Source organism: Paenibacillus mobilis (assembly GCF_058267595.1).
The window spans coordinates 410,086-436,157 of the sequence record NZ_JBZCMS010000003.1; the positions used below are offsets into that span (position 1 = coordinate 410,086).

22 protein-coding genes are annotated in these 26,072 nt (G+C 54.0%); 11 read left to right on the top strand and 11 right to left on the bottom strand.

Annotation, left to right across the window (positions count from 1 at the left end; genetic code table 11):
• Positions 1 to 31: 31 nt before the first annotated feature.
• From AC3ZPD_RS08080 to AC3ZPD_RS08105, 6 genes are all read left to right on the top strand, one after another.
• Positions 32 to 928, top strand: coding sequence for a carbohydrate ABC transporter permease (locus tag AC3ZPD_RS08080; protein ID WP_490983768.1), 897 nt, complete (start codon positions 32 to 34; stop codon positions 926 to 928).
• Positions 929 to 943: 15 nt separating this feature from the next.
• Positions 944 to 1,786, top strand: coding sequence for a carbohydrate ABC transporter permease (locus AC3ZPD_RS08085; protein ID WP_490983769.1), 843 nt, complete (start codon positions 944 to 946; stop codon positions 1,784 to 1,786).
• A gap of 22 nt (positions 1,787 to 1,808) precedes the next feature.
• A complete protein-coding gene (locus AC3ZPD_RS08090; protein ID WP_490983770.1) occupies positions 1,809 to 4,010 on the top strand; it encodes an amylo-alpha-1,6-glucosidase in 2,202 nt (733 codons plus the stop codon).
• A 76-nt stretch (positions 4,011 to 4,086) separates the two neighbouring features.
• Positions 4,087 to 4,755: a beta-phosphoglucomutase gene (pgmB, locus tag AC3ZPD_RS08095; RefSeq protein ID WP_490983771.1), complete on the top strand. Its 669-nt coding sequence runs from the start codon at positions 4,087 to 4,089 to the stop codon at positions 4,753 to 4,755.
• A gap of 38 nt (positions 4,756 to 4,793) precedes the next feature.
• The gene (locus AC3ZPD_RS08100; protein WP_490983772.1) at positions 4,794 to 6,356 is read left to right on the top strand and encodes a serine hydrolase domain-containing protein; all 1,563 of its coding nucleotides are present in this window, start codon (positions 4,794 to 4,796) and stop codon (positions 6,354 to 6,356) included.
• Complete coding sequence (locus AC3ZPD_RS08105; protein WP_490983773.1) at positions 6,353 to 8,014, top strand: glycoside hydrolase family 13 protein; 1,662 nt, start codon at positions 6,353 to 6,355, stop codon at positions 8,012 to 8,014. Before AC3ZPD_RS08100 ends, AC3ZPD_RS08105 begins: the two co-directional genes overlap by 4 nt.
• A gap of 158 nt (positions 8,015 to 8,172) precedes the next feature.
• Here AC3ZPD_RS08105 and AC3ZPD_RS08110 read toward each other — a convergent pair whose 3' ends face one another.
• From AC3ZPD_RS08110 to AC3ZPD_RS08135, 6 genes are all read right to left on the bottom strand, one after another.
• Entirely contained in the window at positions 8,173 to 9,201 is a 1,029-nt protein-coding gene (locus AC3ZPD_RS08110; RefSeq protein WP_490983774.1) for an ABC transporter substrate-binding protein, read from the bottom strand.
• Between the two features lie 101 nt (positions 9,202 to 9,302).
• On the bottom strand, positions 9,303 to 9,458 hold the full coding sequence (locus AC3ZPD_RS08115; RefSeq protein ID WP_490983775.1) for a hypothetical protein: 156 nt from the start codon (positions 9,456 to 9,458) through the stop codon (positions 9,303 to 9,305).
• Positions 9,459 to 9,737: 279 nt separating this feature from the next.
• The gene (locus tag AC3ZPD_RS08120) at positions 9,738 to 10,385 is read right to left on the bottom strand and encodes a nitroreductase family protein (RefSeq protein ID WP_490983776.1); all 648 of its coding nucleotides are present in this window, start codon (positions 10,383 to 10,385) and stop codon (positions 9,738 to 9,740) included.
• 90 nt (positions 10,386 to 10,475) lie between these two features.
• On the bottom strand, positions 10,476 to 10,940 hold the full coding sequence (locus tag AC3ZPD_RS08125; RefSeq protein WP_490983777.1) for an RrF2 family transcriptional regulator: 465 nt from the start codon (positions 10,938 to 10,940) through the stop codon (positions 10,476 to 10,478).
• A gap of 167 nt (positions 10,941 to 11,107) precedes the next feature.
• On the bottom strand, positions 11,108 to 12,682 hold the full coding sequence (locus tag AC3ZPD_RS08130) for a DHA2 family efflux MFS transporter permease subunit (RefSeq protein WP_490983778.1): 1,575 nt from the start codon (positions 12,680 to 12,682) through the stop codon (positions 11,108 to 11,110).
• A gap of 9 nt (positions 12,683 to 12,691) precedes the next feature.
• Positions 12,692 to 13,327, bottom strand: a complete 636-nt coding sequence (locus AC3ZPD_RS08135; protein WP_490983779.1) for an HlyD family secretion protein — start codon at positions 13,325 to 13,327, stop codon at positions 12,692 to 12,694.
• A 215-nt stretch (positions 13,328 to 13,542) separates the two neighbouring features.
• Between AC3ZPD_RS08135 and AC3ZPD_RS08140 the strand changes: the two genes are divergently transcribed.
• Both AC3ZPD_RS08140 and AC3ZPD_RS08145 read left to right on the top strand, forming a co-directional pair.
• Complete coding sequence (locus AC3ZPD_RS08140) at positions 13,543 to 14,100, top strand: NAD(P)H-dependent oxidoreductase (protein ID WP_490983780.1); 558 nt, start codon at positions 13,543 to 13,545, stop codon at positions 14,098 to 14,100.
• Positions 14,101 to 14,103: 3 nt separating this feature from the next.
• Positions 14,104 to 14,586, top strand: coding sequence for a hypothetical protein (locus AC3ZPD_RS08145; RefSeq protein ID WP_490983781.1), 483 nt, complete (start codon positions 14,104 to 14,106; stop codon positions 14,584 to 14,586).
• A 64-nt stretch (positions 14,587 to 14,650) separates the two neighbouring features.
• On the opposite strand, the gene AC3ZPD_RS08150 is transcribed toward AC3ZPD_RS08145, so the two are convergent.
• The 4 genes from AC3ZPD_RS08150 to AC3ZPD_RS08165 all read right to left on the bottom strand — a co-directional run bounded on the left by AC3ZPD_RS08150 (position 14,651) and on the right by AC3ZPD_RS08165 (position 18,848).
• Complete coding sequence (locus tag AC3ZPD_RS08150; protein WP_490983782.1) at positions 14,651 to 16,087, bottom strand: copper amine oxidase N-terminal domain-containing protein; 1,437 nt, start codon at positions 16,085 to 16,087, stop codon at positions 14,651 to 14,653.
• A 37-nt stretch (positions 16,088 to 16,124) separates the two neighbouring features.
• Complete coding sequence (locus AC3ZPD_RS08155) at positions 16,125 to 17,513, bottom strand: MBOAT family O-acyltransferase (protein WP_490983783.1); 1,389 nt, start codon at positions 17,511 to 17,513, stop codon at positions 16,125 to 16,127.
• A 274-nt stretch (positions 17,514 to 17,787) separates the two neighbouring features.
• Positions 17,788 to 18,471, bottom strand: coding sequence for a CidB/LrgB family autolysis modulator (locus AC3ZPD_RS08160; protein ID WP_490983784.1), 684 nt, complete (start codon positions 18,469 to 18,471; stop codon positions 17,788 to 17,790).
• Positions 18,468 to 18,848, bottom strand: coding sequence for a CidA/LrgA family protein (locus AC3ZPD_RS08165; RefSeq protein ID WP_490983785.1), 381 nt, complete (start codon positions 18,846 to 18,848; stop codon positions 18,468 to 18,470). The genes AC3ZPD_RS08160 and AC3ZPD_RS08165 overlap by 4 nt, the downstream gene beginning before the upstream one ends.
• A 132-nt stretch (positions 18,849 to 18,980) precedes the next feature.
• Between AC3ZPD_RS08165 and cidR the strand changes: the two genes are divergently transcribed.
• The 3 genes from cidR to AC3ZPD_RS08180 all read left to right on the top strand — a co-directional run bounded on the left by cidR (position 18,981) and on the right by AC3ZPD_RS08180 (position 24,130).
• The gene (cidR, locus tag AC3ZPD_RS08170) at positions 18,981 to 19,919 is read left to right on the top strand and encodes a cidABC operon transcriptional activator CidR (RefSeq protein WP_490983786.1); all 939 of its coding nucleotides are present in this window, start codon (positions 18,981 to 18,983) and stop codon (positions 19,917 to 19,919) included.
• 76 nt (positions 19,920 to 19,995) lie between these two features.
• Positions 19,996 to 20,781 carry a delta-lactam-biosynthetic de-N-acetylase gene (gene pdaA / locus AC3ZPD_RS08175; protein ID WP_490983787.1) on the top strand — a complete coding sequence of 262 codons (786 nt, stop codon included), beginning with the start codon at positions 19,996 to 19,998 and terminating at the stop codon, positions 20,779 to 20,781.
• A 301-nt stretch (positions 20,782 to 21,082) separates the two neighbouring features.
• The gene (locus AC3ZPD_RS08180) at positions 21,083 to 24,130 is read left to right on the top strand and encodes a PAS domain S-box protein (RefSeq protein WP_490983788.1); all 3,048 of its coding nucleotides are present in this window, start codon (positions 21,083 to 21,085) and stop codon (positions 24,128 to 24,130) included.
• Between the two features lie 86 nt (positions 24,131 to 24,216).
• On the opposite strand, the gene pepF is transcribed toward AC3ZPD_RS08180, so the two are convergent.
• Positions 24,217 to 26,016: an oligoendopeptidase F gene (gene pepF, locus AC3ZPD_RS08185; protein ID WP_490983789.1), complete on the bottom strand. Its 1,800-nt coding sequence runs from the start codon at positions 26,014 to 26,016 to the stop codon at positions 24,217 to 24,219.
• Between the last annotated feature and the right edge of the window lie 56 nt (positions 26,017 to 26,072).

The window sequence follows — 26,072 nt, forward strand, 5'->3', positions numbered from 1 at the left end:
TCGCTTCACCCTCTTCACCAAGGAGGCTGCCATGCATAAGTCAAAATCGGAATGGACCGGGCTGTTGTTCATCCTTCCCTGGCTCATCGGATTGCTGCTGTTTACGATCGGTCCGATGCTGTTTTCCCTGCTGCTGGCGTTCAGCAAATGGGACATCATTACCGGCGTAAAGTCCATCGAATGGGTAGGCCTGGACAATTTCAAGGCGATTTTTCACGATGAGCTGTTTTACCAGTCGCTGAAAGTAACGTTTATTTTTGCGCTGGTTTCCGTTCCTTTATACCAGATCGTTTCCCTGCTCGCGGCGCTGCTGCTTAATATGCGGAGCCGGGGCATGAAGCTGTTCAGGCTCATTTATTTCATGCCGTCGGTGATTCCGGCCGTTGCGGTTTCCATGATGTGGGTGATGATCTTCAACCCCGAATACGGCATTTTGAACCGAGCGCTCGGCTGGTTTGGCATTCAGGGGCCGGCCTGGCTTCAAGACCCGTCCTATGCGCTTGGCGCGTTGATCGTGATGGGCATTTGGGGCGTCGGCAACACGATCATCATTTACTTGTCCGGACTACAGAGCGTACCCGAGGAGATGTTCGAAGCGGCGGAGCTGGACGGAGCCGGGCTTTTTCGGCGTTTCTTCAGCATCACGCTGCCGATGATTTCGCCGACGGTCTTTTTTAATTTGATCATGGGAATCATCGGCGGTTTCCAATACTTTACGCAGGCTTTCGTCATGACGAACGGGGGACCGCTGAATTCGACGTTATTTTACAACCTGTACCTGTACAACAAGGCGTTTCAGGATTATGAAATGGGCTATGCTTCGGCTTTGTCCTGGATCCTGTTCGTCATTATTCTGGTCTTCACGCTTGTCGTCATCCGCAGCTCTTCGATGTGGGTGTACTATCAGGGCGACGACGACAGGGACTGAGGGGAGACGATCACCGTGAACCATACTGTAAACGCGAAAATCCATCCGGCCCGCATCCTGTCCTGGCTGATTCTCATCGGCGGGGCTTTGGTTGTGCTTGTTCCGCTGGCCTGGACCTTGTTTACTTCTTTAAAATCGCCTGCCGAGGTGTTTAAAGACAACTTTTTTCCGAGCGTTTGGCATTGGAGCAATTATGCAGACGCGGTTCAAGCGATTCCATTTTTTACGTTTCTGAAAAATACAGTCATCATTCTGGTTCCGGTCATGATCGGAACGGTTTTTTCATCGGCCTTGTGCGCCTACGGCTTTGCCCGCTTCCGGTTCAAGGGGAAAAAAGCGCTGTTTCTCGTCCTGCTGGCGACGATGATGCTGCCTTCCCAAGTGACAATGATTCCGATGTTCATCATGTTCAAGGAAGCCGGCTGGGTAGACACCTTTCTGCCGCTGATCGTGCCGTCATTTTTCGGAGGCGGGGCGTTTAACATTTTCCTGATCCGCCAGTTTATACGGGGCATTCCGCGTGATCTGGACGAGTCGGCTTTTGTCGACGGGGCGAACCGGCTGCAGATCTTTACGCGCATCATTATGCCGCTGTCCATGCCGCCGCTGATTGCGGTTTCCATTTTCACCTTTATGGGCGTCTGGAACGACTTCCAGGGTCCGCTCATTTATTTGAATTCCAACGACAAATATACGCTGGCGCTGGGCCTTTCAATGTTCAAGGGACTGTACAACGTCGAATGGAACATGCTGATGGCGGCCACGATCCTGATCATGCTGCCGGCCCTCGTCGTTTTCTTCGCCGCTCAAAAATATTTCATAGAAGGTATTTCCATCTCATCGGCCATCAAGGGCTGAGGACTTGCCAAGGAGGATTTTCATGACCGGACTTACAAGCAGGCATCCTTTTAATCTCTACTACAACGCCGGCGAATATCTGAAAATTTGCGGCACACAGGACGGCTATTTTCCGGATTTCGGACACCATCTGGCCAATGAGATGGGCGGAGTCTGGCTGCATCCGATCAAGCTGCTGGACGGCTTTTGGCTCAAGCTGACCGATCTGGACCGCCGGATTTCCGTCTGGTCCAGAGCCGACGCCTTTACGAACGAACCTTGGGGCAGCCGGTTCAGCTACGACCACGGACTCAGCCATATTCCGGTTTCTCTGGAACGGGTGCAGTTCGCGCCTGAACGGGAAAAAGGATTCGTATCCGCGTTTAAGCTGCTCTCTTACGGCCAGGGCACGACACGCCTCCGGCTGGAACTGCTCGTGCGTACCGATCTTCGTCCGGTCTGGTTCTCGGACGAAATCGGCATCACGGACGGCGAGCGGGACGAAGCCGCCGACGTGTCGGAGCGGGCCGTCCTGGTCAAGGACAGCGGCCACAACTGGTTTGTGCGGGTCGGCACGGATTTGCCGGACGCCGTGATCGAAACCGGAACGGAGCTGTACGGTCCGGAGTTCACGGCGGGAGCTGGCCTGGGCGTGGCGTTCCGGACGGACATTGAGCTTCAGGACAAGGAGACGTTCGAATTCCGGCTGTTCGCCGCCGGGTCTTATGCGTCGCGGGAAGAATGCGACCGGACGTACGAAACGATTGCCAGCCGGCATACGGCATTGCTGGAAGAAAAACAGCGGTTTTACGAAGCCGTCGAACAGCGTGCCAGGCTTCTCGTTCCCGGGGAGGACCGGCTGAACGAGGCGTTCAAATGGGCCAAATGGAACAACCAGTGGCTGGTGCAGACCGTGGACGGGACCGGCAGGGGATTGACCGCGGGCGGACCGACTTATCCGTGGTGGTTCGGCTGCGACAGCACGTATGCGCTGCAAGGGGTGCTAGCTATCGGCGACCCGCAGCTCGCCAAGGATACGCTGGATCTCATCCTGCGGAAGTCCGAGGAAGTGAACGGAAACGGAAGAGTCGTGCATGAAATCACGACGATGGGAGCGGTGCCGAATCCGGGCAATACCCAGGAAACGGCCCACTACATTGCCTTCGTGTGGGAATGCTTCCGCTGGACCGGCGACGAGGCGCTGCTGCGCCGTCACTATGCCTACTGCGTGAAAGGCATCGATTGGCTGCTGGGCGAAATGGACCCGGACGGCGATTTGTTCCCTTCCGGCTACGGCATTATTGAAATCGCCGGCTTGAATATGGAGCTGATCGACAGCGCCGTTTATACGGCCCAGGCTTTGCGGGCGATGGCCTCCATGAGCGGACAGCTGGGCGAAGAAGCCGCGCAGCGTCACTATGCCGGGCTGGCCGAACGTGCCGTCCGGGCCGTTAACGAGGCGTTTTGGTGCGAGGACGAAGGCTTGTACGCCGACGCGGTTGGGCCGAAGTCCCAAATCGCGGCCAGCGAGGGTCATATGGTAGCGCTGGCGGAGAAGCAGGGTATCGCCGGGTATGACGCTTATCTGCGGCAGCTGCTGGAGCAGGCGGGCGGCGATGACGCCGACCGGGGCTGGCTGCTTAATAAAAACTGGGTCATCGCGACCCCGATGGAAGCGGGGATTGCCGATCCGGACAAAGCCGACCGGGCGTTGGCCTCAATGAGAACGCCCGAGTTCATCGGCGAACACGGAACTTATTTGTCCGGCATCTATCAACAGGGGACGATGACGATTTCAACGGGCGTCCATGTGGTGGCCGAAGCGGCAAGCGGAAATCCGGACGAAGCGCTGGACCTGCTCAAACGGATGTTGGGTACGTTCTCCAAGGCGCTGCCCGGCTCTTTCTCGGAAATGTCGCCGGATTACGGCTGCGTGGTCCAGGCCTGGACGATTTATGCGCTGGCCGTTCCGGTCGTCCGCCATTTCTTTGGCGTGCAGCCGGACGCTCACGAGCGGCGGCTTACGCTTTCGCCGAAGCTCCCCGCCTCCTGGCTGGAGAAGGGCTGCAGCCTGACCGGTCTGCAGATCGGCTCCGCCGGGTTCGAGCTCGAGGTCAAGCCGGGGGGAGAAGGCGGCCGCAGCCGGCTGATCGTCCGCAACAAGCAGGGCTGGCAGATTGAGCTGGAGCAGACGGACGGACGGCGGCTGACCAGCAGGGACAGCCGGATCGAATGGGAGCTTTGATAGACACGACGGACATGACAGACACGACAGACAATAGACGAATTTAGACGATGAGGATTGGAATGGAGGAAAAACCATGGTGTTAAAAGCGGTCATTTTTGATTTGGACGGCGTCATTACCGACACGGCCGAATTTCATTATATTGCCTGGAAACAGCTTGCCGAGGAGATCGGCATCCCGATCGACCGGGCATTCAACGAAAATTTGAAAGGCATCAGCCGCATGGAATCCTTGGAGGCGATTTTGCGGCACGGCGGCAAAGCGGACGAATATTCCGAGGAAGCGAAACAGGAGATGGCAGCGCGTAAAAACAGCCATTACGTCTCGCTTCTGGACCGCCTGACTCCGGCGGATGCCTATCCCGGTATCCGGGAGCTGCTGCTTGCGCTGCGCGAGGCCGGGCTTCCGGCCGTGATCGCTTCGGCCAGCAAAAACGCCCCGCAAATTCTGCGGGCTCTCGAGCTGGCTGAACTGATCCGGTTTGTCGTGCCGCCCGATTCGGTGCCGCGGGGCAAACCCGCGCCCGACCTGTTCCTGCGGGGCGCGGAGGAGGTTGACGCCGCGCTGGAGACGTGCGTCGGGATCGAGGATGCCCAGTCAGGCATTACGGCCATCAAGGCGGCCGGCATGAAAGCCGTCGGCATCGGCAGCGAGGCAGCGCTGAAGGCGGCCGGAGCGGATATTGTGCTGCCGGATACACGCGGGCTGACGCTTGAGTTTCTGCGTGGGCTGCTGCATGCTTAAGGCAGGAACAACGAATCGTGAAAGGCGGGAAAACCAAGATGAACGATAACGAACGACCTGCCCGGCTGCCGCGGAGGACCCCTGAATCTCAAGGGGTATCCTCTGCGGCGGTGCTTTCGTTTCTGGAAGGCGTGCGGGAAGCCGGCCTGGAGGCGCACAGTCTGATGCTGCTCCGCCGCGGGAACGTGATCGCGGAGGGCTGGTGGAAGCCATACGGAGAGCGTACGCCGCATGATCTTTTTTCGCTCAGCAAAAGCTTTACGGCCACTGCCATCGGCCTGGCTGCCGCCGAAGGGAAGCTGGCTTTGACGAATAAAGCCGCGTCCTTTTTCCCGGCGGAGCTGACGGCCGGAGCCGACCCGCGGCTGCTGGAGCTTACGGTCGAACATCTGCTGACGATGTCGACCGGGCATGATGCGGACACCAAACCGCTGATGCTGGCGCAGCCGGACTGCGATTATGCCGCGGCATTTTTCCGCTCCAGGCCGGATCGCGCGCCCGGCACCCGCTTCGTCTACAGCAGCGGAGCCAGCTATATGCTGTCGGCCGTGCTGCAGCAGGCGACGGGCCAGCGGCTGCTGGACTACCTGAAGCCGCGGCTGCTTGATCCGCTCGGCATCCGTGAGGCGTATTGGAGCGTTTGTCCGCTCGGCAGAAATACAGGCGGCTGGGGGCTTCGGCTAAACACTGAGGATGTAGCGAAGTTTGGCCAATTGTTTTTGCAGCAGGGCCGCTGGAACGGCGTGCAGCTGTTGCCTGCCGATTTCGTGGCTGCCGCCGTGTCCAAGCAGATCGACAACGGCTCCGATCCGTCCAGCGACTGGACGCAAGGGTATGGTTATCAGTTTTGGCGCTGCCGCGGCGGAATTTACAGGGGAGACGGCGCATTCGGCCAATTCTGCGTAGTGATGCCAGATCAGCAGGCCGTGTTGGTCCTGACCGGAGGGTATGACGACATGCAGCTGATGCTCAACCTGGCCTGGCAGCATCTGCTGCCGGGTTTTGGTCCGCTGCCGGCGGCAAAAGCAGTGGAGGGGCCGCGGGAAAAGGGTGGCCCGGCTTTTGCGAAGCTATCCGGTTATTTGAAGGGGCTTGAGCTTCAGCCGCCGCCTCCTTCCGGCGTAAATCCGCCGCCGCTCCCAGCCGACCCCCGGCGTTATACCGTCGCATCTGCTTCCACTGCCCTAGTCGCAGAGGAAGCCCAGGCAGAAGACGATCGATCTGAAATCAGCGAAGTCTCTTTCGATTTTTCGGCTTCTTCGGTTGCCTTCTCCTGGCAGCAGGAAGGAAAGGCAGAACAAATTGTCTGCGGATATGGGAAGTGGCAGCATGGCGAAGCCCGGCTGCAGGCGCAGGAGGACAGGACGGAGTCCGTCTATGCCGCCGCGGAGTGGCTGGACGGGCAAACGCTGCAGATGGTCTGGCGCTGGATCGAAACGCCTTATGCCGATACGGTCACGTGCCGGTTTGAAGGGGATAACGTATTTGTCGACAAAGTAAGAAACGTATCTTTCGGGGCCAAAATCTTCCGGGGGTTTGCCGGACGGCTTGTAGCGGAATTGGGGACACAGGGGACAGGGACACGGGAGGAATGCCGATGAGCAAGCAGCGGAAATGGTGGAAGGAAGCGGTCGTCTATCAGGTGTATTGGCGCAGCTTTTACGATACGGACGGGGACGGTTACGGCGATCTGCGCGGCGTCACGGAGAAGCTGGATTATATCAAGGAGCTTGGCGCCGACGTCATTTGGCTGAACCCGATTTATGAATCGCCGGACAAAGACAACGGTTACGACATTTCGGATTATTACGGGATTATGGAGAAGGCAGGAACGTTCGAGGATTTTAAACGTCTGCTGGACGGCATTCATCAGCGGGGCATGAAGCTGATCATGGATTTGGTAGTCAACCATACCTCCAACCGGCACAAGTGGTTTATCGAGTCCAGCTCCTCCAGGAGCCATCCGAAAAGAGACTGGTATATCTGGAAGGATGGCCGGAACGGTGGCCCGCCGAACAACTGGCGTTCTTATTTTGAGCCTTCGGCCTGGACGCTGGATGAGCGGACCGGGCAGTATTATTTTCATTCCTTTGCCGTGGAGCAGCCTGATCTGAACTGGGAGAATGAAGACCTGCGGCAGGAGATCTACCGGATGATGCGGTATTGGCTGGATCTGGGCATTGACGGCTTCCGGATGGACGTAATCAACCTGCTCGCGAAAAAGGCCGGATTCCCGGACGCGCAGGACCCCGGCAGCATCGAATATCTCGGCAACCAACCGGGCATCCATGCTTATTTGCAGGAGATGAACCGAGAGGTGCTGCGGCATTACGATATGATGACCGTAGGCGAAATCCCGTTTGTCAGTCCGGAGGATGGACGGCTGTATGTAGCGGAAAGCCGGAACGAGCTGAACATGCTGTTCCACTTTCAGGTGGCCGACGATATGCCAAACTGGGATTTGCCGCGCTATAAGGAAATTCAGAAGTGTTGGTACGAAGCGCTTAAAGAGGAAGGCTGGAATTCGCAGTTCCTGAACAACCACGACCATACCCGCCAGGTGTCAAGGTACGGCAACGATGCGGAGTACCGCGTCCTGTCCGCCAAACAGCTTGCAATGCTGCTGCATACGCTGCCGGGTACGCCTTATATTTTTCAAGGGGAAGAAATCGGCATGACCGGCGTCCGGTTTGCTTCGATCGAAGAGTATCAGGATATCGCCATGCGGAACAAATACAAGGAAGAGACCGGCAAGGGACGTCCTGCCGCAGAGGTGCTGGCGAGCCTGCAGCCGCTGAGCCGGGACAACTCCCGAACGCCGATGCAGTGGGACGATTCGGCCCATGCCGGGTTTACCAAGGGTACGCCGTGGCTTCGCGTGAATCCGAACTACAAAGAAATCCATATGCAAAAAGATTTAAACAGTCCGGATTCCATCTACCGATTTTACCAGCGGCTGATCGGCCTGCGCAGAAGCAACCCGGTCATGGTTTACGGGGATTACCGCGACTGGTCGGAAGGCCATCCTCAGGTCTACGCCTATACCCGAAGCCGCCCGGGAACCACCTGGCTTGTCCTGCAAAATCATTCGGCCGGTATCCAGACGTTTCCGCTGGCCGATCTGCCTGCTTTTTCGGCCTACAAGGTGCTGCTGGGCAACTATGAAGATGCCCTGTTGCAGCGGGAAGAAGGAGCGGTAAAACTTAGACCTTATGAAGCGGTTTTATGCGAGCTGCCCGGGGTCGAGGAAAAGCTGTAAACGCACCCCGGGTCTGCCGTAAGCAAATCAAACGGCCAGACACCGTGCGTTTGCGATGCGGTACTCTGAACCCGCCGCTGCGTACCCGCTATTCCTGCTATTTCAGCAAAAAAAGGCTGCCCTACCGGAATTCGGTTGAGGGACAGCCTTTTCATTGCTTATTTCACCAGAATCTTTTGTACTTCATCCATGATTTGTCCGCCGGCAACGGCGCCTTTGTACATCCAGCCGCCTGAGGCGCTGATTTCATGAACATTACCGTTCTTCACGGCTTTCAAACCTTGCCAAAGAGGGCTCTTCACCGTTTCGGAATCCGGACCGTCGCTGTTCATGACAAAGATATGATCGGCATCCAGCTTGGACAGCTGCTCAAGCGGAACCGGGTTCCAGTCGGCCTGAGCCGTTTTGGAAATATCGCTGACAAGGCTTGGTTCTGCGAAGCCCAAATCTTTGTATAGTACTTCACCGCTGGCTACACTGTCTTTAACCATATAAACGGTTTTTTGCGTAATCCACAACACAGCTGCGGATTGTCCGGTTAAGCCTGCTCCGTCCAGTTTTGCCTTCACATCTTTGGCTTTCTGGTCGTAGTCGGCGAGCACCTTATCCGCTGCATCCTGTTTGCCGAGCAGATCAGCAATCGTAGTGAGCGACTTGCGCCAGTCATTCCGGACAGCATCGCCAAGCACATAAGTTGGAGCGATGGCGGAATACTGCTCGTACAATCCCTTTTCAACGGCGGATTCGGAGTCGATGATAATCAAATCCGGACCGAAGCTGGCCACTTGTTCAGGCGGCAGATCGTAGGCGATAGGCGGCACGCCGGATAACGAGGATTGGAGGTAGTCCTGAACGCTTTTTCCGTCAGCAATGGACCATTGGGCTACAGGTTTGACGCCGAGCGCAACCAGATGGTCTTCCAGATAGGAAGCGAGGACTTTTTGCGGATTTGCAGGAATTTTAACTTCATGCCCCATGGCATCCTTAACGGTCCGTTCGGTTGCTTCGCTAGGTGCAGCAGACGCTGTATCTGAAGCGGAAGCGCTTGGTTCCGCAGAAGCGGCCGCATTGCCCGAATTGTTATTCCCGGCGTTGCTTCCGCAAGCGGACAGCACCAGCATCAGGACAAACATGCTGAGCAGGACAAATCCGGCTTTGCCGGTTTTTTTCTTGTGCAAATTAAACATTCTTTAATCCCCCATAATTAAGCAAGATAGTTTTCTCGTTGCTTTAAATGATAATGATTATCACTATCGTTGTCAATTACTTTTGAGTGAGAGCTGTTTATTTATTTGATTAATCCGGCTTCCCTTGCTTGTTCTTCTGTCAGGATAAATTCTTCGGCGGGCCAGGTATCGTCTTCGTTGCCAATGCCAAACCACTGCATGACCTGTGGCCAGATGCCTTTATCGATGGCTTCGCTTTGCGTAATAATGACTTTCATATCGATCTCTCCTTAATTAAAAATGGAATGGCCTGCACTTCACCTATTTCATGTTTACCCTTTAAGCGGAAAATGTATGCCCTCAGCCCGTACTGCCCTATAGTATTCGCAAAAATAAAAAAACTTCCTGCAGCGGGCTGCAGGATATGGAACAAAAACAAGGAAACTGAATTCCCTGCAACAGCAAAAAGGAACCGTCCGAGCTCGCGGCCCGTGACGGTTCCTTGTATCCTATATTATCCAGACAATGAACAGGGGTTCACTGCTTTGGACAAATATTTATTTATTAAACGAGTTCCAGAAAGACACTTCGTCCAGCGGAAGGCGGGAGCTCGGGTGACCGGCTTCGGACGCTTTCCCAATGGCGACCAGAACGGCAGGCTCGTAGGTATTCGGAACCTCGAAGGCCTCTTTGAATTTATCGGCATTGTAGCCGCCCATAGTTACCGTGTCATAACCTTTGGAGCGGGCGATCAGCAGCAGCTGCATAGTGATCATGCCAGCGTCGAAGGAATTGATGCGGCGCATCACGTCCTGCGGAAGGCTGCCGTATGTTTTAACGGAGTTCTCGATCATTTTATCGCGGGTTTCTTCACTCATAATGCCGAATTCGGCTGTGCGATTGTAAATATCAGCAGCTTTGTCGTAAGATCTCATGTCAACGAGGACTGCGACGACAGCGGCGGCATCCACAACTTGCTGTTGGTTATAGGCGATCGGAAGCAGCTTTTCTTTCAGGTCCTGGTCGTCAATGACCAGAAAACGCCAAGGCTGCATGTTGGAAGAAGAAGGAGCTGTCAAGGCGAGCTGCAGCATTTCTTTAAGCTCTTCACGGGAAATTTTAACGTTTGGATCATAGTGGCGAACTGAACGTCTTTCTTTCAAAATCGTAGCCAAATCTTGAGTAACTTGTAGGGGTTGACTCATTTTTTATCATCCTCCGTCATTTAAAATATTTTTTACTGTGTTTGAATAAGCACAGTTTATGGTAAACGCAGGCCTAACGCATTCCTGTTTTCAGGTCAGGCGGGCGGCATGTTCTGCATTCGCACAACTTTGAAGCAAATCGGCAATGGTGTAATCCTTCAGAATATCCAGCATGCCGGTGTTGATCCTTCCGATGATTTCTTCGAAAGTACCCTTCAGATCGGTTTGGAACTTTAGAGGTCCAACGGTTTCCAGCATGGCGCCCCAATGAAGGTCTTTCCCTTCCAAAGCGAGGTAAACCTCGGCCAGGGAAATTTGCTCCGGAGAGCGCTTCAGCAGATAACCCCCGACTCGTCCTTCCCGGGTTTCCAAAATTCCGCCCATGGCCAATTGGGACAGGATTCTCCGGATCAGAGTCGCTTCGGAGCCGATCGTTTTGGCAATCGTATGGCTGGGACAGGGTTCGTCCTCAAGCCGGGATAAAACCACCAGCGACTGGAGGGCCAGGCCAAACCATTTAAAATTGGGCGATTTGCAAAGTTCGGCTTCAAACATAAATGGTCTCTCCTCTCCTGGCTGCCGTCACTGAAGTTAGTATATCCGCATTCTGTGCAAGTTGCAAGCACAGTTTAAAAGAGACCAAATAGTGCGCTCAGCACGGACATATAAAAAACTCCGCCGCACCAGGGATGTTGCCGGCGAGACGGAGGATCGGCACTTCGTTATGGCCCGGCATCCCCGGCCGGAACGGGTTTCACTTCTTTTTCATGGACCTTGGGCGGAGTCCACCTTACGCTGCGCCGAAGGAACAGGGAGAAAAACAAACCGGCGATCGCGATCCAGGTAGCGATGATAAACGCGTCATTAATGCCGCCGATCGATGAATCGCGAAGGGCCAGACTGTAGACCGTCTGGGCGGCCACGGCTTGGGCGGTTTCCTCGGGGAGTCCACCCATAGCGGACAAGGTTTGTCCGAGCTCGTTGAAATTCTGAACGGCGGAAGGGTTGTTGGTCGTCAGCGTATTGCTGAAATTGCCCATATGAACCGTGGAACGGGTGGTCATGATGGTGACCAGCAGAGCAGTCCCAATGGAACCGGCGATCTGCCGCACCGTGTTCGACATGGCCGTGCCGTGGCTGCCGAGATGCCTTGGCAGCTGGTTGAGCCCTTCGGTCTGAACCGACATCATCAGCAGGGACATCCCGAAGCTCCGGATCGTATACAGCATCATAATGGAGCCGTAGGCGGTTTCGGAGGTCAGCTTGCTGAACTCTAAGGTCGTGACGGCCGTAATAAGGAGCCCGATCACGGCGAGCGGCCTGGCGCCGATCCGGTCGAAGATCCGTCCCGAAATCGGCGACATGATCCCCATCAGGATGGCGCCGGGCAGGAGCAGCAGGCCGGATTGCAGCGGCGTAAAGCTCCGGATATTTTGCAGATAAATCGGAAGCAGCAGCATCCCGCCGAACAGGACCATGTTTACCGTTGCCCCAACGATAGTGGAAATCGTGAAGATATCGTATTTAAACACCCTGAATTCCAGCATCGGTCTGTCCATACCAAGCTCGCGCATAACGAAAAATAGGACAAACAGTCCGCCTATAATCAGCGACAGAACCACCGTTGCGCTTGTCCAGCCGTCGCTGCCGGCCGAGCTGAAGCCGTAAAGCAGCGCGCCGAAGCCGATGGTGGAGAAAACCGTGCCCAGCGTATCGAATTTGGGGGAGGACAGCTTGGACACGTTGCGCAGCCAGACAAAGGCAAGCAGAATATCCAGCGCCGTCAGCGGGATTACCATAAAAAACAGGATGCGCCAGGTGTAATTCTCCACGATCCAGCCGGACAACGTAGGTCCGATGGCCGGCGCAAACATCATGGCGATACCCATGGTTCCCATGGCCGCCCCCCGTTTTTCCGGCGGGAATACCGTCAGAAAAACGTTCATGACAAGCGGCATAATAATGCCCGCCCCGCTGGCCTGGATGATCCGGCCGATCAGGATGATGCTGAAGGTCGGGCTGATTGCGCAGATGACCGAGCCTACCCCGAACAGCACCATAGACGAGATAAACAGGGACCGCGTCCCGAAGGATTCGATCAGAAAAGCCGTTATCGGAATAAGCACGCCGTTGACGAGCATATAGGCCGTCGACAGCCACTGAACGGTTGTGGCCGACACGTTGAAGTCATTCATCAGATGAGGGATAGCCACGTTCAGAAGCGTCTGGTTCAGGATGGAGATAAAAGCTCCGAGCATCAATACCGACAGGGTTTTGCCCATTGAGAGTTGTGCCATAGGCGTCACCTATATATGGACGCGTACGGAGGCGTTCATCCCCGGCACGATGCCCAGCCCTTTATAGCCTTCGATCGTGATCACAACCGGAATCACTTGGGTGACCTTGGTATAGTTGGCGTTGCTGTTGGAGGCCGGCAGCAGGGAAAAGGTGCCCGCGGTAGCCAGTCCGATGGAATCCACGCGTCCTGTCAAGGTTGTATCGGGAAAAGCGTCCACATACACATCGACGGTTTGCCCTACCTTAATGTCGTTGATCCGGGTTTCTTCGATGTTGGCCGTTACCCAGAGATTATTGAAATCATAGGCCCGGCCCAGAACGGTGCCGGCCCCGACCAGGGTACCCTCTACGGCCGTGTTCTGTACGATTTTCCCCGGCGAAGGCATGGTGATATCCACGGTGGTTCCCCCGCCTGTTACCGACCCGACTTTTTGACCTGCCGAAAAATCTTTGCCGACATCGCCCGTCCACTGCTTCAGCTCCCCGGCCGCCGGCGACACCAGGTTAATCGCTTGTCCGGTGACTTGGGCGTTATCCGTTTTTACGAAACTGGTGGACTGGTTATAGTAATAAATTCCTGCGCCCGCTCCAACCAATATAATGACGATGACGATTATATTGATTAATATGGCTTTCGAACTCATTGTAATGGTTCATCTCCCTTGCTGGTTTTCTGTTTTTGAGTTGTTGTGGAGAGTTTCTCCGAAAGAAGGAAATGCTATCCCTGTGAGTCGGCTAATATTTACGGTTCATTTGGACATCAATAATGAAAACATAAACGAACACCGGGAATGCCTTTTAGCCGTTACACCGATTTTGAGAAAATAACCAGAAAACTGGATAACAAGGGGAGACACCGATGAACGTATACGTAGTATATGACAGCGACAGCGGCCATACGGAGCTGCTTGCAAAAGCCATAGCCCAGGGAGCCGGAGAAGCGGGCGCGAAGGTTGCCCTGCATCATGTCAAAGAAGCTTCCGTTCATGACCTTGCCGATATGGATGCCATTATCTGGGGCTGCCCGGGTCATTTCGGAACCATCAGCGATGGGTTGAAGGAATGGATCGACAAGCTGGGTTATTTATGGGCCACCGGCGGGCTGGTGGATAAGGTCGGAGCTGTGTTCTGTACAACGGCTACCGTGCACGGGGGACTGGAATCGACCTTGCTGAATCTTATTGTCCCTATGCTGCACCAGGGGATGATCATTACGGGACTGCCGGGAACCATCCGTGAAAATGCGCTTTACGGCTCCTACTACGGGGTTGGCATCACCTGTTCGGTAGAAGAAACGCCGGATGGTCCTCCAAGTGAACCCAGCGAGCAGGATCTGAGCCTGGGCCGTGCGCTTGGGGCGAGAGTTGCCGAGTTGACCGGAAATTTGCTGCGGGGTAAGGGGCAGGGAGGGAGCTAAAACATGGTCTACGGGTTCATCATCCTTGTAGTGCTCGGGATTCTTTTCCTTATCATCTATAACACGCGCAATGCCAGAAAAAAATCCAAAGCCCATACGGCCGGAGAGAACGTCGAAAGGAAAGAGACGGAAGCCGGGATGGAAGCCGGTTTACCCGCGGAAGGGAGCCTGGAAGCGCCGGAAGCAGTCGTCCGGGCAGAACTCGGCACCAACCCGGACTCCTTTGACCCGGCTTCGCTGGAGGAAGCGGCAGCTGTCGGGGCGATCGAGCTGGACCATCCGCCGGTAAGGTCGGCAACCGAGGACCTAAAAGCCGCCCGACAAGGCAGCCTCGACGCGCAGTATCGCGATGCGCTGAGGCGTTTCGCGGCGGAAGAAAGCCTGGGCGACAGGGCCAATCGGCCCGGCCAGGAAGGCGGGCCCGCTGGCAAAAGCGCCGACGAGGCTTACCGCGACGCGCTGCGCGCGATGCGCCGGAAGGAATAGGCGGCGCTCTAACACAAACAAACCCGCAGAAGGCTTCTGCGGGTTCTTTTTTTTTAGAACAAGGTTACTGGGGCATCGTGATATCGACGCCGCGCATGTAATCGGAGAGCTCCCCGATTTCGACGGTTCCGCCGAACAAAGCCGGAACGGATTCCAGCGGGGCGGCCATCGTGCCATCGATCTGATTGACGGCGGCCGCAAGCTTCACCGTTTGGCCGTTAACGTCGGCTTCGTCCGAGCCCACGGTCAATACGGCGGTGTCATCGCCTTTTTTCAGGGTGATCTTTTTGGCGGGCTGATCATAATCGAAGCTTGCGCCAAGCAGCTCGGCATATTTTTTCAGAGGGGCCATCAGCGTGTCGTCCGGGGACGGCGGAATAAAGCCGAAGCTTGCCTCTTTATCGTTGATTTGAAGATCAAGCGAATAGACGCTGCCGTCTTGCTTGTTCACCATGACGTTTTCGGCCTGCCGTTTCAGCTTATGGATTTCCTCCTCCAGATTGTCGGCCGTCACCTTATGCGTGCCTTTGGAGATTTCATCTACGATCAGGGAATTAATCGCTCCTGAATGGTGGGAAAGGTCTTTGTAGTTGTCCAACGTGTACGTAATGTCTTTATCCGTCTGGAACTCGTAAAGGCTGACATTATCGAATTGGCTGAGCTGTTCGTACATATACCGTTTCATCTCCAGCTGGTTGTCATACCGCTGAGGGTTGGTTGTATACCAAACCTGCTGCCGCAGGATGGAGTACGGCGGATAATAGAAATAGAAGGTCGTCTCCGGATGCTCCTTAACCACCTGCAGCACATTATCGTTAAAGCTCTGCTTAACCGATTCCAGGGGATCTTCGTTATCGCCGTAAGCCGTCTCGTTATAACGGGCGAACTCCCAGTTTTTAATGACCAAATCGCTGCCGTATTTGACGCTTTTGTCCCAGTTGTACAGTTTTTCGAGAGAAGGATGGGTTGCGGCCCGTGCCTTGGAGTCTCTTAGCGCTTTATAGGCGTTTTGAATATTGGATTCGTTAAAAATGTATTTATAATCGTTCAGCACGTTATTGTCGTACAAATAATAAGGGAAGTCGCCCTGGTCGCTTACATGGTTGCCGCGGAAAGCAAAATAATCCAATCCCCAAAGCACCTGTTTGACCTGGCCGCTGCCGAACGCAACCTGGGCGGTCAGGTATTGCTCTTTGGCCGTAGACCCTTCAATGGAAAGTTTAAGCACCGAGCCGCCAAGCTTGTCGCCGACTTCGGACGGCAGGAAGTTTTCGGTCATCGAGCTGCCCAGCACAATCGTGTCGTAGCTATAGCTGCGGGCAAGCCCAGGGTTCTGATAACGTTCCTCCCAGGAGTAGGTCGGCGTGTAAAAAGACGCTTTTCGGTAAAATTGGAGCGGATCCACGATCACCACAAAGGAGCCCACCAGAAGGGCGAAAATGATGATGCTCCCCAAGAACTGGAACAGAAACTTTCTATGCTTCGATTGTTTATATCTCACTTTGAAATCTCCTTACATACCGGCCCCGGGCCGGGATTTAGAAGCTGAAATACAGGAATTCGCTGATTTTATTGAAATAAACGACGGCAAACACGAACAGGGCGGCAGCGAAAGCGGCGCTTTTCCAGCCCGGCTTGAACCGTTCTAACATTTGCATCGAGTTGCGGAACAGCAGCGCGATCAGAATAAAGACAGCCAGCCACAAAACGGCGGTTTTGTCCAGCGCGTTCAGGCCGATGCCGTTCAGGCCGATCATGCCTTTCAACACCTTGACGGCGTCTGCCCAGCTAGTGGCGCGGAAAAATACCCAGGCGAAGTTGATAAACTGGAAGGTGATAAACCAGGCCAGCCATTTCGGCATCCGGATGCCGGTCTTTTGCCAGATCCGGTGAATCAACTGGGCAAACCCGTGCAGGAAACCCCAGAAAACAAAGGTCCAGCCCGCGCCGTGCCACAAACCGCCGATCAGCATGGTCAGCATGGAATTGATATGCGTACGGGTCGTTCCTTTACGGCTGCCGCCAAGCGGAATATAGATGTAATCCCGGAGAAAGCGGCTCAGCGTCATATGCCAGCGGCGCCAGAAATCCTGGATGCTGACGGACTTATAAGGCGAATTAAAATTGATTGGCAGTTTGATATTGAAGAGCAGGGCAATTCCGATCGCCATATCCGAATAACCGCTAAAGTCATAATAGAGCTGAACGGTATAAGCCAGCGAGGTTGTCCAGGCCTGAACGAAGTTCAGCTGGGTCATCGTATCGAACCCGTTTGCGGCAATCGGCGAAAAGGAGTCGGCGATGACGACCTTTTTAAACAAACCGATAGAAAAAAGGAAAAGCCCTTTGGCCGCGTTGCTGTAGTTAAACTTTTTCCCCTTCAGGCGGTCGAACTGCGGCATCATTTCTTTGTGGTGCAGAATTGGACCCGCGATCAAATGCGGATAAAACGTAACGAACAGGACATAACTTACGATGTTATATTCTTTGGCCGTGCCGCGGTAAGCGTCGACGAGATACGCGATTTGCGTAAAGGTGAAAAAGCTGATGCCAAGCGGCAGGACGATGTGCAGAAGCGGAAAGTCCTTATGCAGCACCGCGCCCGCATTCGTCAAGAAAAAGTCCGCGTATTTGTAATAGCCGAGAAGCAGGACGTTAACGGCTATGGCGATAAACAGCGCAGTTTTGCGGGGTTTGGCGCCGGGTTTCCCCAGATTGCCGATCGTCCGTCCCATAATATAGTTAAAAGCGATGGAGCCAAGCAGCAGAGGCAGGTACCGGATATCCCACCAGCAATAAAAAAACAGGGAGCTTAAAGCGAGCCATAATTTGCTTAGGAAGATAAGCCGGAACCGGTTAAGCAGAAAATACACAATCACCGTAACAGGCATGAAAACAAAAATAAATTCATACGAGTTGAAAAGCACAATCAAACCCCACTTTCAAATTTCTTTCCTTTCCCACATTCCTTGTTGCGATTCCTGTATTTGTAAACCAGACCCTCCTACTATACTAAATATGAGGCGGGAAGCAAACTCTATTATCGACAAGAAATCTGAAGAAATGCGGAAAAGGGGAATCCTATCAGGATAAGGTTTAAAAAAAGAACCGCCTCAAGATCAAAGGCGGCCATTGGAAAAAGATATGGAAAATTAGAGGAAAACCGAAGTGAACCGGCATAAAGCGCCATTTTGCCTATTTTTAATGAAGGACCAGCGCTATGAAGACCGGGGCGATGCCAAGCGTAATCAATCCGGCTAGAATCATCGAGATGCTGGAGATAGTGCCGGTAAGCGAGCTGAGCTCAAAGGCTTTGGAGGTACCTGTACCGTGGGCGCTGGTGCCCAGCAGCACGCCTCTGGCAATTTCGCCTTCGATTTTGAACAGCTTCAAAATGACAGGGCCAATCAGGGTGCCCAAAATGCCGGTGATAATGACAAAAACGGCCGTAATGCTCGGAACGCCGCCGATTACCTGGGAAACGTTCATCGCGATAGGCGTGGTTACGGAACGCGGTACAAGGCTGTGGATCAGCGAAGCGTCCAGGTGCAGCCACTTGGCAAGGAAAGCGGAAGAAATCATAGCCGCTACGGAACCGCTCAGCACGCTGACCACGATTTCGACGGCGTGTTTCTTAAGCACATGGAAATATTTATACAAGGGAACGGCAAAAGCAATCGTGGCCGGCTGCAGAAAATCGCTGAGCAGCTTTCCTCCTTGGTTGTAAGAGGTATACGGCACTTTCGTCAAAAGCAGGCAGCCGACTAGCACGATCGGCGTAACGAGGAGCGGAGAGAAATAAATCCGCGGTTTGTTTTTGTAAAATTGTTTAGTAATCCCATAGACAACCAGCGTAAACAGCAGGCAAATCAGACCAATAATCATGCAGATTTATTCTCCTTTCGTTTCGTAATGCGGGAAGCGACGATGCCAGAGCTGAGCATGACGATCACGGTGCTGAGGATCACGACCAGCAAAATTTGAAGGCCGTCATTTTCCAGCATAGGAATGTATTGCATAATGCCGACGGCGGACGGGATGAAAAAGAGCAGCAATTCGGCCAACAGCCAGTTGGCGCCGCGTTCGATCCATTCGAGCTTGATGACTTTGGTCTGCAGAAGAATAAAGACAAGAATAATGCCGAGAATGCTTCCGGGTATTTTAAGATGGAGCAGCTCCGTAAGTTTGTTCATCGCGAAGGAAATCAGAAACAAAACGGCCACCTGTACAATCCCGATCCATAAGGCTTTCGTTTTGGTCATAACGGAATCTACACCTTTCGTTCATTGGATAAAAAGTTGATTTACAGAAATTTTACATCACTCTCTTTCATAGGTAAAATTCATATATAGAATACTTAGCATTCCGTTTAGTTATGGAAATGAGGTGGGTTAGTGGATATCCGTCAGCTTCAGTATCTGGTCGAAGTGGCCAGGCTCCGCAGTTTTACCAAAGCCGCGGAGGCGTTATTTATAACTCAGCCGACGATCAGCAAAACGATCCGGCAGATGGAAGAAGAGCTCGGGATCGTGCTGTTTGCAAGGCAAGGACGCAGCATCGAACTTACCGATGCAGGACGCATCATCGTGGAGCGGGCCCAGGAAATTTTGAATGCCTTTCAAAATTTGTCGGATGAACTCGACGACCTCCGCAACCTGAAGAGAGGCCACATTCGAATCGGACTGCCGCCGATGGTGGGCTCGAGTTTTTTCCCAAAGGTCATGGGGGAATTCCACCTCCGTTACCCTGACATTACCATTCGCCTCTTTGAGGATGGGGCCAAAAAAGTCGAGATCGACGTAGAGGAAGGGTCGCTTGATTTGGGAGTCGTGGTGCTTCCTACGGATTCAGAAGGCATCTTCGAGGTATTTCCGTTCGTCGAGGAGAAGCTGAATCTGATCGTTCCTCCGTCCCACCGGCTGGCAGGCAGCACGGAGGTTGGGCTGTCCGAGCTTCAGGAGGAATTTTTTATTATGTTCCGCGAGGATTTCGCGCTGCATGACCGGATTATTAAAGAATGTCAGGAGGCGGGATTTCAGCCCAAAGTCATCTACGAAAGCTCGCAGTGGGACCTGATCAGCCAAATGGCGGCGGCCGGGCTGGGCATCGCTTTGCTGCCCGACTCAATCTGCCGGGAGATGGATTTGGAGCGTGTCCGGATCCTGCCGCTGGTGAACCCGGTCATTCCCTGGAAGCTCGGCATCATCTGGAAGAAGGAACGGTACATGTCCTTTGCGGCAAGAGAGTGGATCCGTCTGGCGCGGACCGTCCTGCAGCAGGAGAAGGGGAGGGAGGTAGCAGGGAAGCTAAAAGGTCCAATGCCCCTCGTTTGATCCAATTGTGCATAATTTCGCCCGGTCAGGCAGACATTAAAAGCTGACCATCTATTTGGCGAAAGGGGATAGGATAATGAAGCGCTGGACGCTTGCTTTAACCGCGCTGCTGGTGTGCTTGGGCTTGACCTGTCCGCTGCTGGAGGACGCGGCGGCGCAAGGATCGGAACGTGCTTTCAACTTCGGGTTTAAACGCAGCCAGAACGGACAGCTTCCTTCTATTAATGAGGAAGGATTCAAAGACATCATTGACCGGAATCATGCCGTTTTTCTGGGGGATACCCAGCAGAAGGAAATCTACCTGACGTTCGACAACGGTTATGAGAACGGCTATACGAAACCGATTTTGGATACGCTGAAGGCCAAACAGGTTCCTGCCATTTTTTTTGTGACGGGCCATTATGTAAAAGATCAGCCGGAGCTGGTCAAACGGATGGTTGCCGAAGGGCATCTGGTCGGCAACCACTCCTGGAGCCATCCGGACATGTCCGCGATTTCCGACAGCCAGATCAAGTCGGAGCTGGAACGGGTGCGGGCAGCCGTTGCCGAGTTGACCGGAATTCAGAAGATGGAATTTGTCCGCCCTCCGCGCGGCATTTTCAGCGACCGTTCGCTCCAGACCTCCAATGCCGCCGGTTACCGCAGCATTTTCTGGTCGGCCGCCTATAAGGATTGGGATACCAATGACCAGCGAGGCGCCGAATACGCTTATCAGAAAGTGATGTCCCAGCTCCATCCGGGCGAAGTGCTGCTGCTGCATTCGGTTTCCAGGGATAATGCCGAAGCGCTGGGCCGGATTATCGATGATATCCGAAAGAAGGGTTACACCTTCAAAGCCTTGACCGAGCTGCCAAAGCCTTAATAAACCGCTTTTCCACGAAGAAGCTTCCAGGCCGAAAGGGCTTGAAGCGCCAATGCATCGTGCCGCTCGTGCCAACGGGCGGTTTTTTTGCTGCACAGGTGTGGATTTTGCTCTGAGCCGGCCGAAAAATGGACCGGAAGAGTCATTTTAATCAGGCTGTCTCTTGTATACTCTTAACTAGAGGGATTTCAGTTTTTGGAAGGTTCAGGAATTGGACCCCTTCAGCCTGGACGGAAACGGTTGCGGCAGTGCGGCCAAACGAATATGATCAAGAGACAAAGAGCTTCAGGGAGGCGTCGATATGGGCTATGGATCGGATATGGGACAGTGGGAGCGGATCTACAGAAATGCACCGATCGGCATGGCCGTTGTGCTGCCTGAAGAAGGAATATTGCTTGAAGGGAACAAAGCCTTCGGGAGGCTGTTTGGCCTGGGGAACGAAGGTCTTAACCGGATGGCGTTCTGTGAGCTTGAAGGGATGTCTTCCTTGGATCTGACAGGTATTTATGAAGAGGTGCTCAGGAACCCTTTGACCGGATATGAGCAGCAGGTAGAATTCAGACGCAGATCCGGTGCGAGAATACTGCGCAAGCTCAGCTGGTCGCTGCTGGAGGAAACTTCGCCGGAGCAGGGACACCAGCTTATTTGCTGCGCGGAAGATATCACTTATCTGCCTGAGCTGAAAGATAAAGATATTGAGAGCGAAGAACTTTTTGCGCTGATTGCCAAAAAAGGACAAGACCTCATCAGCATCAGCTCCGCTGATGGCGTGATTCAATATATTTCCCCTTCCTGCAAAAGCCTGCTCGGCTACGAGGCCGCGGAAATGATCGGACGGCTCCGCAGTTCCTTTTATCATTCCAATGATGCCAAGGAAATGGCCAGACCGGGAAAGCTGTACTCCGAGGAGGATATTTTTACAAGAAGAGTACGGCATAAAGATGGGCATTACCTTTGGCTGGAAACCTCTTTCCAAGTTTTTAAGGATCCGATTGGCCAGGTCAGAAAAGTTCTGGCGATTGGACGGAACGTAACCGGCCGGGTGAATAACGAAGATACGCTGGCGAAAGCCCAGCAGATTGCCCGGGTGGGCTCCTGGAGATGGGACCTGACGAACGGTGAGCTGCACTACAGCCGTGAAATGAGAAGGATTTACGGCGATGTCATGTCCGCCAGGGAAAACAATCATTTTTCCTTGCTGCAGCTGGTCGTGGAGGAGGATAGGGCCAGACTTACCTCGGCGGTCGAACGTGCTTTAAAGGGAAGCAGCGAAGGTCTTACATACCAGATTAAACTGCCGGACGGACGGCTTCGCACGATTCGAGCCCAGTGGGAGGTATCCTTTACCGATGACGGAAGGCCCTTCGAAATGATCGGCATGGTGCAGGATATCACGAAACAAGTGGAGATGGAACGGGAGCTGCTGGAGCAGGAGCGGAAATACCGGCTGATCACAGAAAATACGCTTGATTTCATCTCGCATTGCACCGTTGAGGATTCCCGGTTTTTATATTGCTCGCCGGCTTCCTATCATCTGATCGGCTACCGGCCGGAGGAGCTGGAAGGGACCTGCACCTATGATTATTTGCATCCGGAGGACGTGCCTGCAGTCCGGCAATATATTGAGGCATGCAGAAAGACGCCGGGTTATGAGCTGCCGCAGACCGTGACCTATAGGTTTATTCATAAAGATGGCCGCCATATCTGGGTGGAGGCCAATAGCAAATTTATCCTGAACGACACAGGCAAGCCCATAGAAGTGATATCGGTGGCCCGGGATATCACCGAACGAAGAATCATGGAGTTTATGCTTAAAGAGAAAGAACAGCGTTATCGTTCTCTCTTTGAATACAATCCTTCGGCCGTTTATTCCATGAATATGGAAGGGGACTATTTAACGGCGAACGCCAATCTGGAGAAACTCACGGGTTATTCGCTGGATGAACTGCTGGGCATGTATTTCGGGCCGATCGTATCCGAGAAGGATCTGGAAAGAACGCTTTATCATTTTAACCTGGCCCGGAAAGGCAAACCCCAAAGCTATGATTTGACCATCATTCATAAAGACGGACATCCCGTAGAGATCAACACGGTAAATATTCCGATCATCGTCGATGAAGAAGTGGTCGGCGTGTACGGCATTACCAATGACATTACGGAACGAATCCGTTATGTGGAGCAGATCGAACGGTTGAGCCGGGAACACAGCCTGTTGCTAAATACGGTGTCGGAAGGGATCGTCGGGCTCGATAACGACGGCAAGGTGATATTCGTCAATCCGGCGGGTGCCGATATGCTGGGATATGAAGCGTTAGCCATCATTGGAATTCCATCTCCGAGAGTGTTCCGGGAGACCCGGCAGGACGGCGGCTACTATACGGTCAAGGACTCGCCGATCCTGAAGGCGGTAAAGTCGGGCCTGCATTTTTCGAAGAAAGACGCCGTGTTCTGGAAGCGGGATGAGACCAGCTTTTTTGCCGATTACCAGGTTACGCCTATATGGGACAAAGGAGAGCGTAAAGGAGCGGTCATTGTTTTCCGCGACGTTACCGACGAGAAGGAAATTATCAGTGCTAAGGAATCCGCGGAACAGGCCGATCAGGCCAAATCGGAGTTCCTGGCGATGATGAGCCACGAGCTCAGGACACCGATGAACGGGATTATAGGCATGATTGATCTGCTTCAAACCACCGATTTAAACGAAGAGCAGAAGATGTTTGCGGAAGTGCTGAAGGAAAGCAGCAACGCCTTGCTGCATATTTTGAACGAGATCCTGGACTTCAGCAAAATTGAGACGGGAAAAATGACGCTGAACAGCGAGCCCATTCATCTTCAGGCGCTTATGGGAGGCGTGATCGAGCTGTTTACGCCGCGGGCGAAGGAGAAGGGCATCGGGCTGACCGGCCTGCTGAAAAATCCGGAACAGATTCCGGCGATTGTGCTCGGCGATTCCATGCGGCTCCGCCAGGTGCTGGTTAATCTGATCAGCAATGCCGTCAAGTTTACGGACCATGGGGGCGTAACCGTCACTGTCGAAGCGCAGTCCTCCATGGATGAACGGGTGACAGCTTTGACCTTTAAGGTGACGGACACGGGCATCGGTATTCCTTATGATCGTCAAAATCAGCTCTTCCTGTCGTTCTCCCAGCTGCATCCAAGCTTAAACCGCAAGTACGGCGGGACCGGTCTGGGACTGGCCATCAGCAAAAAGCTGGTGGAGCTGATGGGCGGCACCATCGGGGTGGAAAGCCTGGAAGGCAGCGGCTCGACCTTTTATTTCACCCTCCCATGCAAAAAAATCGTGGAAGAAGCGGATACGAATGAAGGGGATATCGGGAGATCCGAATAAAACCTTCTTCAACTAGAAAAAGGTCCCGGCTGCCGCTTCGGCAGCCTGGGACCTTTTTGAGCTGTGTTTGAAAGTACGGCTCGGGATTATTCGTACAGCGATTCAAGCTCGGCTACAAGAGAGCCGACATAAGCGGCCGCTTTGGAAATCGGCTCTTTGCTGGTCATGTCGACGCCAGCCATGGCCATCAATTCAAGCGGGGTTTTGCTGCCGCCGGCTTTCAGCACCTCCAGCCAGCGGTCTACCGCCGGCTGGCCTTCTTCGCGGACCAGCTGGGCGGCGGCGGTGGACGCCGTCAATCCGGCTGCATAGGTATACGGATAGAGGCCCATATAATAATGAGGCTGGCGCATCCAAGTCAGCTTGGCGCCTTCGTCCAGCTCCAGCTCGTCGCCCCAGAATTCGGACAAGATTCCGCCTTTGAAGCTCGACAGCACATCCGCCGTAATCGGCTCGCCGGCTTCGGCATGACGGTAAACCCGGCGCTGGAGTTCGGCCTCGAGCAAATGGGTTACATAGTTATGGTAATACGTGTTCAGCAGCTGGGAAATGATCCAGCGGCGCATCCGTTTGTCTTCGGATTTTGCCATGAGATGATCGGCCAGCAGCAGCTCGTTCATGGTGGAGGGAGCTTCAATGAAATACATGGACGGACGGGAGTTGACCAAAGCCTGGTTTCTTGCTGCAAGCATCAGGTGTCCGGCATGGCCGACCTCGTGAGCCAGCGTAAAAGCTCCGCGCATATTATCAGCCCAGGTGACCAGGATGTAGGAATGAACGCCGTAAATGGAGGAGCAGAAAGCTCCGGTCGACTTGCCGATGTTGTCGGCGTAATCCACCCAGCGCTTGGAGAAAGCGGCTTCCACGATTTCCCCGTATTCAGGTCCAAGCACGGCCAAGGCCTCCTGGATGATCGCGCAGGCTTCTTCATAAGTGACGGAAGGATTGTAATCCGGGTCGAGCGGCGCTTTCAGGTCGCAGAACAGCATTTTGTCCAGCCCCAGCTCTTTTTTCTTCAAAGCGGCAAGCCGTCGCATGTGGGGAGAAAGCTCGGCCAGCAGCGTGTCGTGGATGTTGTTGTACATTTCCAGTGTAACCTGCTGAGGCCGCAGCAGCATTTCCGTTACGGAGCCGTAGCCGCGCAGGCGGGAAAGCACGACCTGCTTCTTCACCTCCGTAGCATAGGCTTCCGCAAACGTATGGCGGGAGCCGTGAAGCGATTGGGAGAAGGAAGCGTAAGCTTCGCGGCGGATTTGGGTGTCCGGCGACATTTCATATTTGTTTTCATATAAACGGAAAGAGTTCGGCAGCTTGTTCTCCCCTTCGCCGATCTCGGCAAAGGTCATGTCGGACAGCTTGCCCCGGAGATAAATACGGTAAGGGGCCTCAAGCACCTCGCTGAGGGAGGCCAGCACGCTTTCCGTTTCGGAGCTCAGCCGGTGCGGCTTGCTTTCAAGCAGCAGCTTCAGGCTGCGTTCATAAACGGCCAGGCCCGGCTCGGCAGCGAGATAGGCCTCGATTTGTCCGACCTCCAGCTCAAGCAGCTCGGAGTTGATAAAGGTAAGCGAAGCTTGGATTCGGGACAAGGCATCTCCCGATTTGGAGGAGTTCGCCAGATTGGCCGGGTTTGTTCCGTCTTCGGACTGGCGAAGCCGGGCATAACTTGCGGCCCGAATAACAAGCTCCTGCAAGGCGTCCTGTTCCTTCAGGCAGTCCAGCAGCACGCCGGAGCCTTCGCCCAGGCGTCCCTTGAAGCGGGTTAAATGGGCAGCTTTATCCAATGCTTCCTTTAGTGCTTTTTCAAAGCCCTCCTGCGAATCAAACAGATCATCCAGGTTCCAGGTTGCTTCAACGGGAACCTCAGCGCGTGTCAGCATTTTTGCCATAAATCGACGTCTCCTCTCTTAAATCGCAAATTTATGTAAGTTAATCTACCATAGTT

Coding starts and splice junctions, on each gene's coding strand:
- AC3ZPD_RS08080 (WP_490983768.1), top strand. CDS start 32: ATGCATAAGTCAAAATCGGAATGGACCGGGCTGTTGTTCATCCTTCCC.
- AC3ZPD_RS08090 (WP_490983770.1), top strand. CDS start 1,809: ATGACCGGACTTACAAGCAGGCATCCTTTTAATCTCTACTACAACGCC.
- pgmB (WP_490983771.1), top strand. CDS start 4,087: ATGGTGTTAAAAGCGGTCATTTTTGATTTGGACGGCGTCATTACCGAC.
- AC3ZPD_RS08100 (WP_490983772.1), top strand. CDS start 4,794: ATGAACGATAACGAACGACCTGCCCGGCTGCCGCGGAGGACCCCTGAA.
- AC3ZPD_RS08105 (WP_490983773.1), top strand. CDS start 6,353: ATGAGCAAGCAGCGGAAATGGTGGAAGGAAGCGGTCGTCTATCAGGTG.
- AC3ZPD_RS08110 (WP_490983774.1), bottom strand. CDS start 9,201: ATGTTTAATTTGCACAAGAAAAAAACCGGCAAAGCCGGATTTGTCCTG.
- AC3ZPD_RS08115 (WP_490983775.1), bottom strand. CDS start 9,458: ATGAAAGTCATTATTACGCAAAGCGAAGCCATCGATAAAGGCATCTGG.
- AC3ZPD_RS08120 (WP_490983776.1), bottom strand. CDS start 10,385: ATGAGTCAACCCCTACAAGTTACTCAAGATTTGGCTACGATTTTGAAA.
- AC3ZPD_RS08125 (WP_490983777.1), bottom strand. CDS start 10,940: ATGTTTGAAGCCGAACTTTGCAAATCGCCCAATTTTAAATGGTTTGGC.
- AC3ZPD_RS08130 (WP_490983778.1), bottom strand. CDS start 12,682: ATGGCACAACTCTCAATGGGCAAAACCCTGTCGGTATTGATGCTCGGA.
- AC3ZPD_RS08135 (WP_490983779.1), bottom strand. CDS start 13,327: ATGAGTTCGAAAGCCATATTAATCAATATAATCGTCATCGTCATTATA.
- AC3ZPD_RS08140 (WP_490983780.1), top strand. CDS start 13,543: ATGAACGTATACGTAGTATATGACAGCGACAGCGGCCATACGGAGCTG.
- AC3ZPD_RS08145 (WP_490983781.1), top strand. CDS start 14,104: ATGGTCTACGGGTTCATCATCCTTGTAGTGCTCGGGATTCTTTTCCTT.
- AC3ZPD_RS08160 (WP_490983784.1), bottom strand. CDS start 18,471: ATGATTATTGGTCTGATTTGCCTGCTGTTTACGCTGGTTGTCTATGGG.
- AC3ZPD_RS08165 (WP_490983785.1), bottom strand. CDS start 18,848: ATGACCAAAACGAAAGCCTTATGGATCGGGATTGTACAGGTGGCCGTT.
- pdaA (WP_490983787.1), top strand. CDS start 19,996: ATGAAGCGCTGGACGCTTGCTTTAACCGCGCTGCTGGTGTGCTTGGGC.
- AC3ZPD_RS08180 (WP_490983788.1), top strand. CDS start 21,083: ATGGGCTATGGATCGGATATGGGACAGTGGGAGCGGATCTACAGAAAT.
- pepF (WP_490983789.1), bottom strand. CDS start 26,016: ATGGCAAAAATGCTGACACGCGCTGAGGTTCCCGTTGAAGCAACCTGG.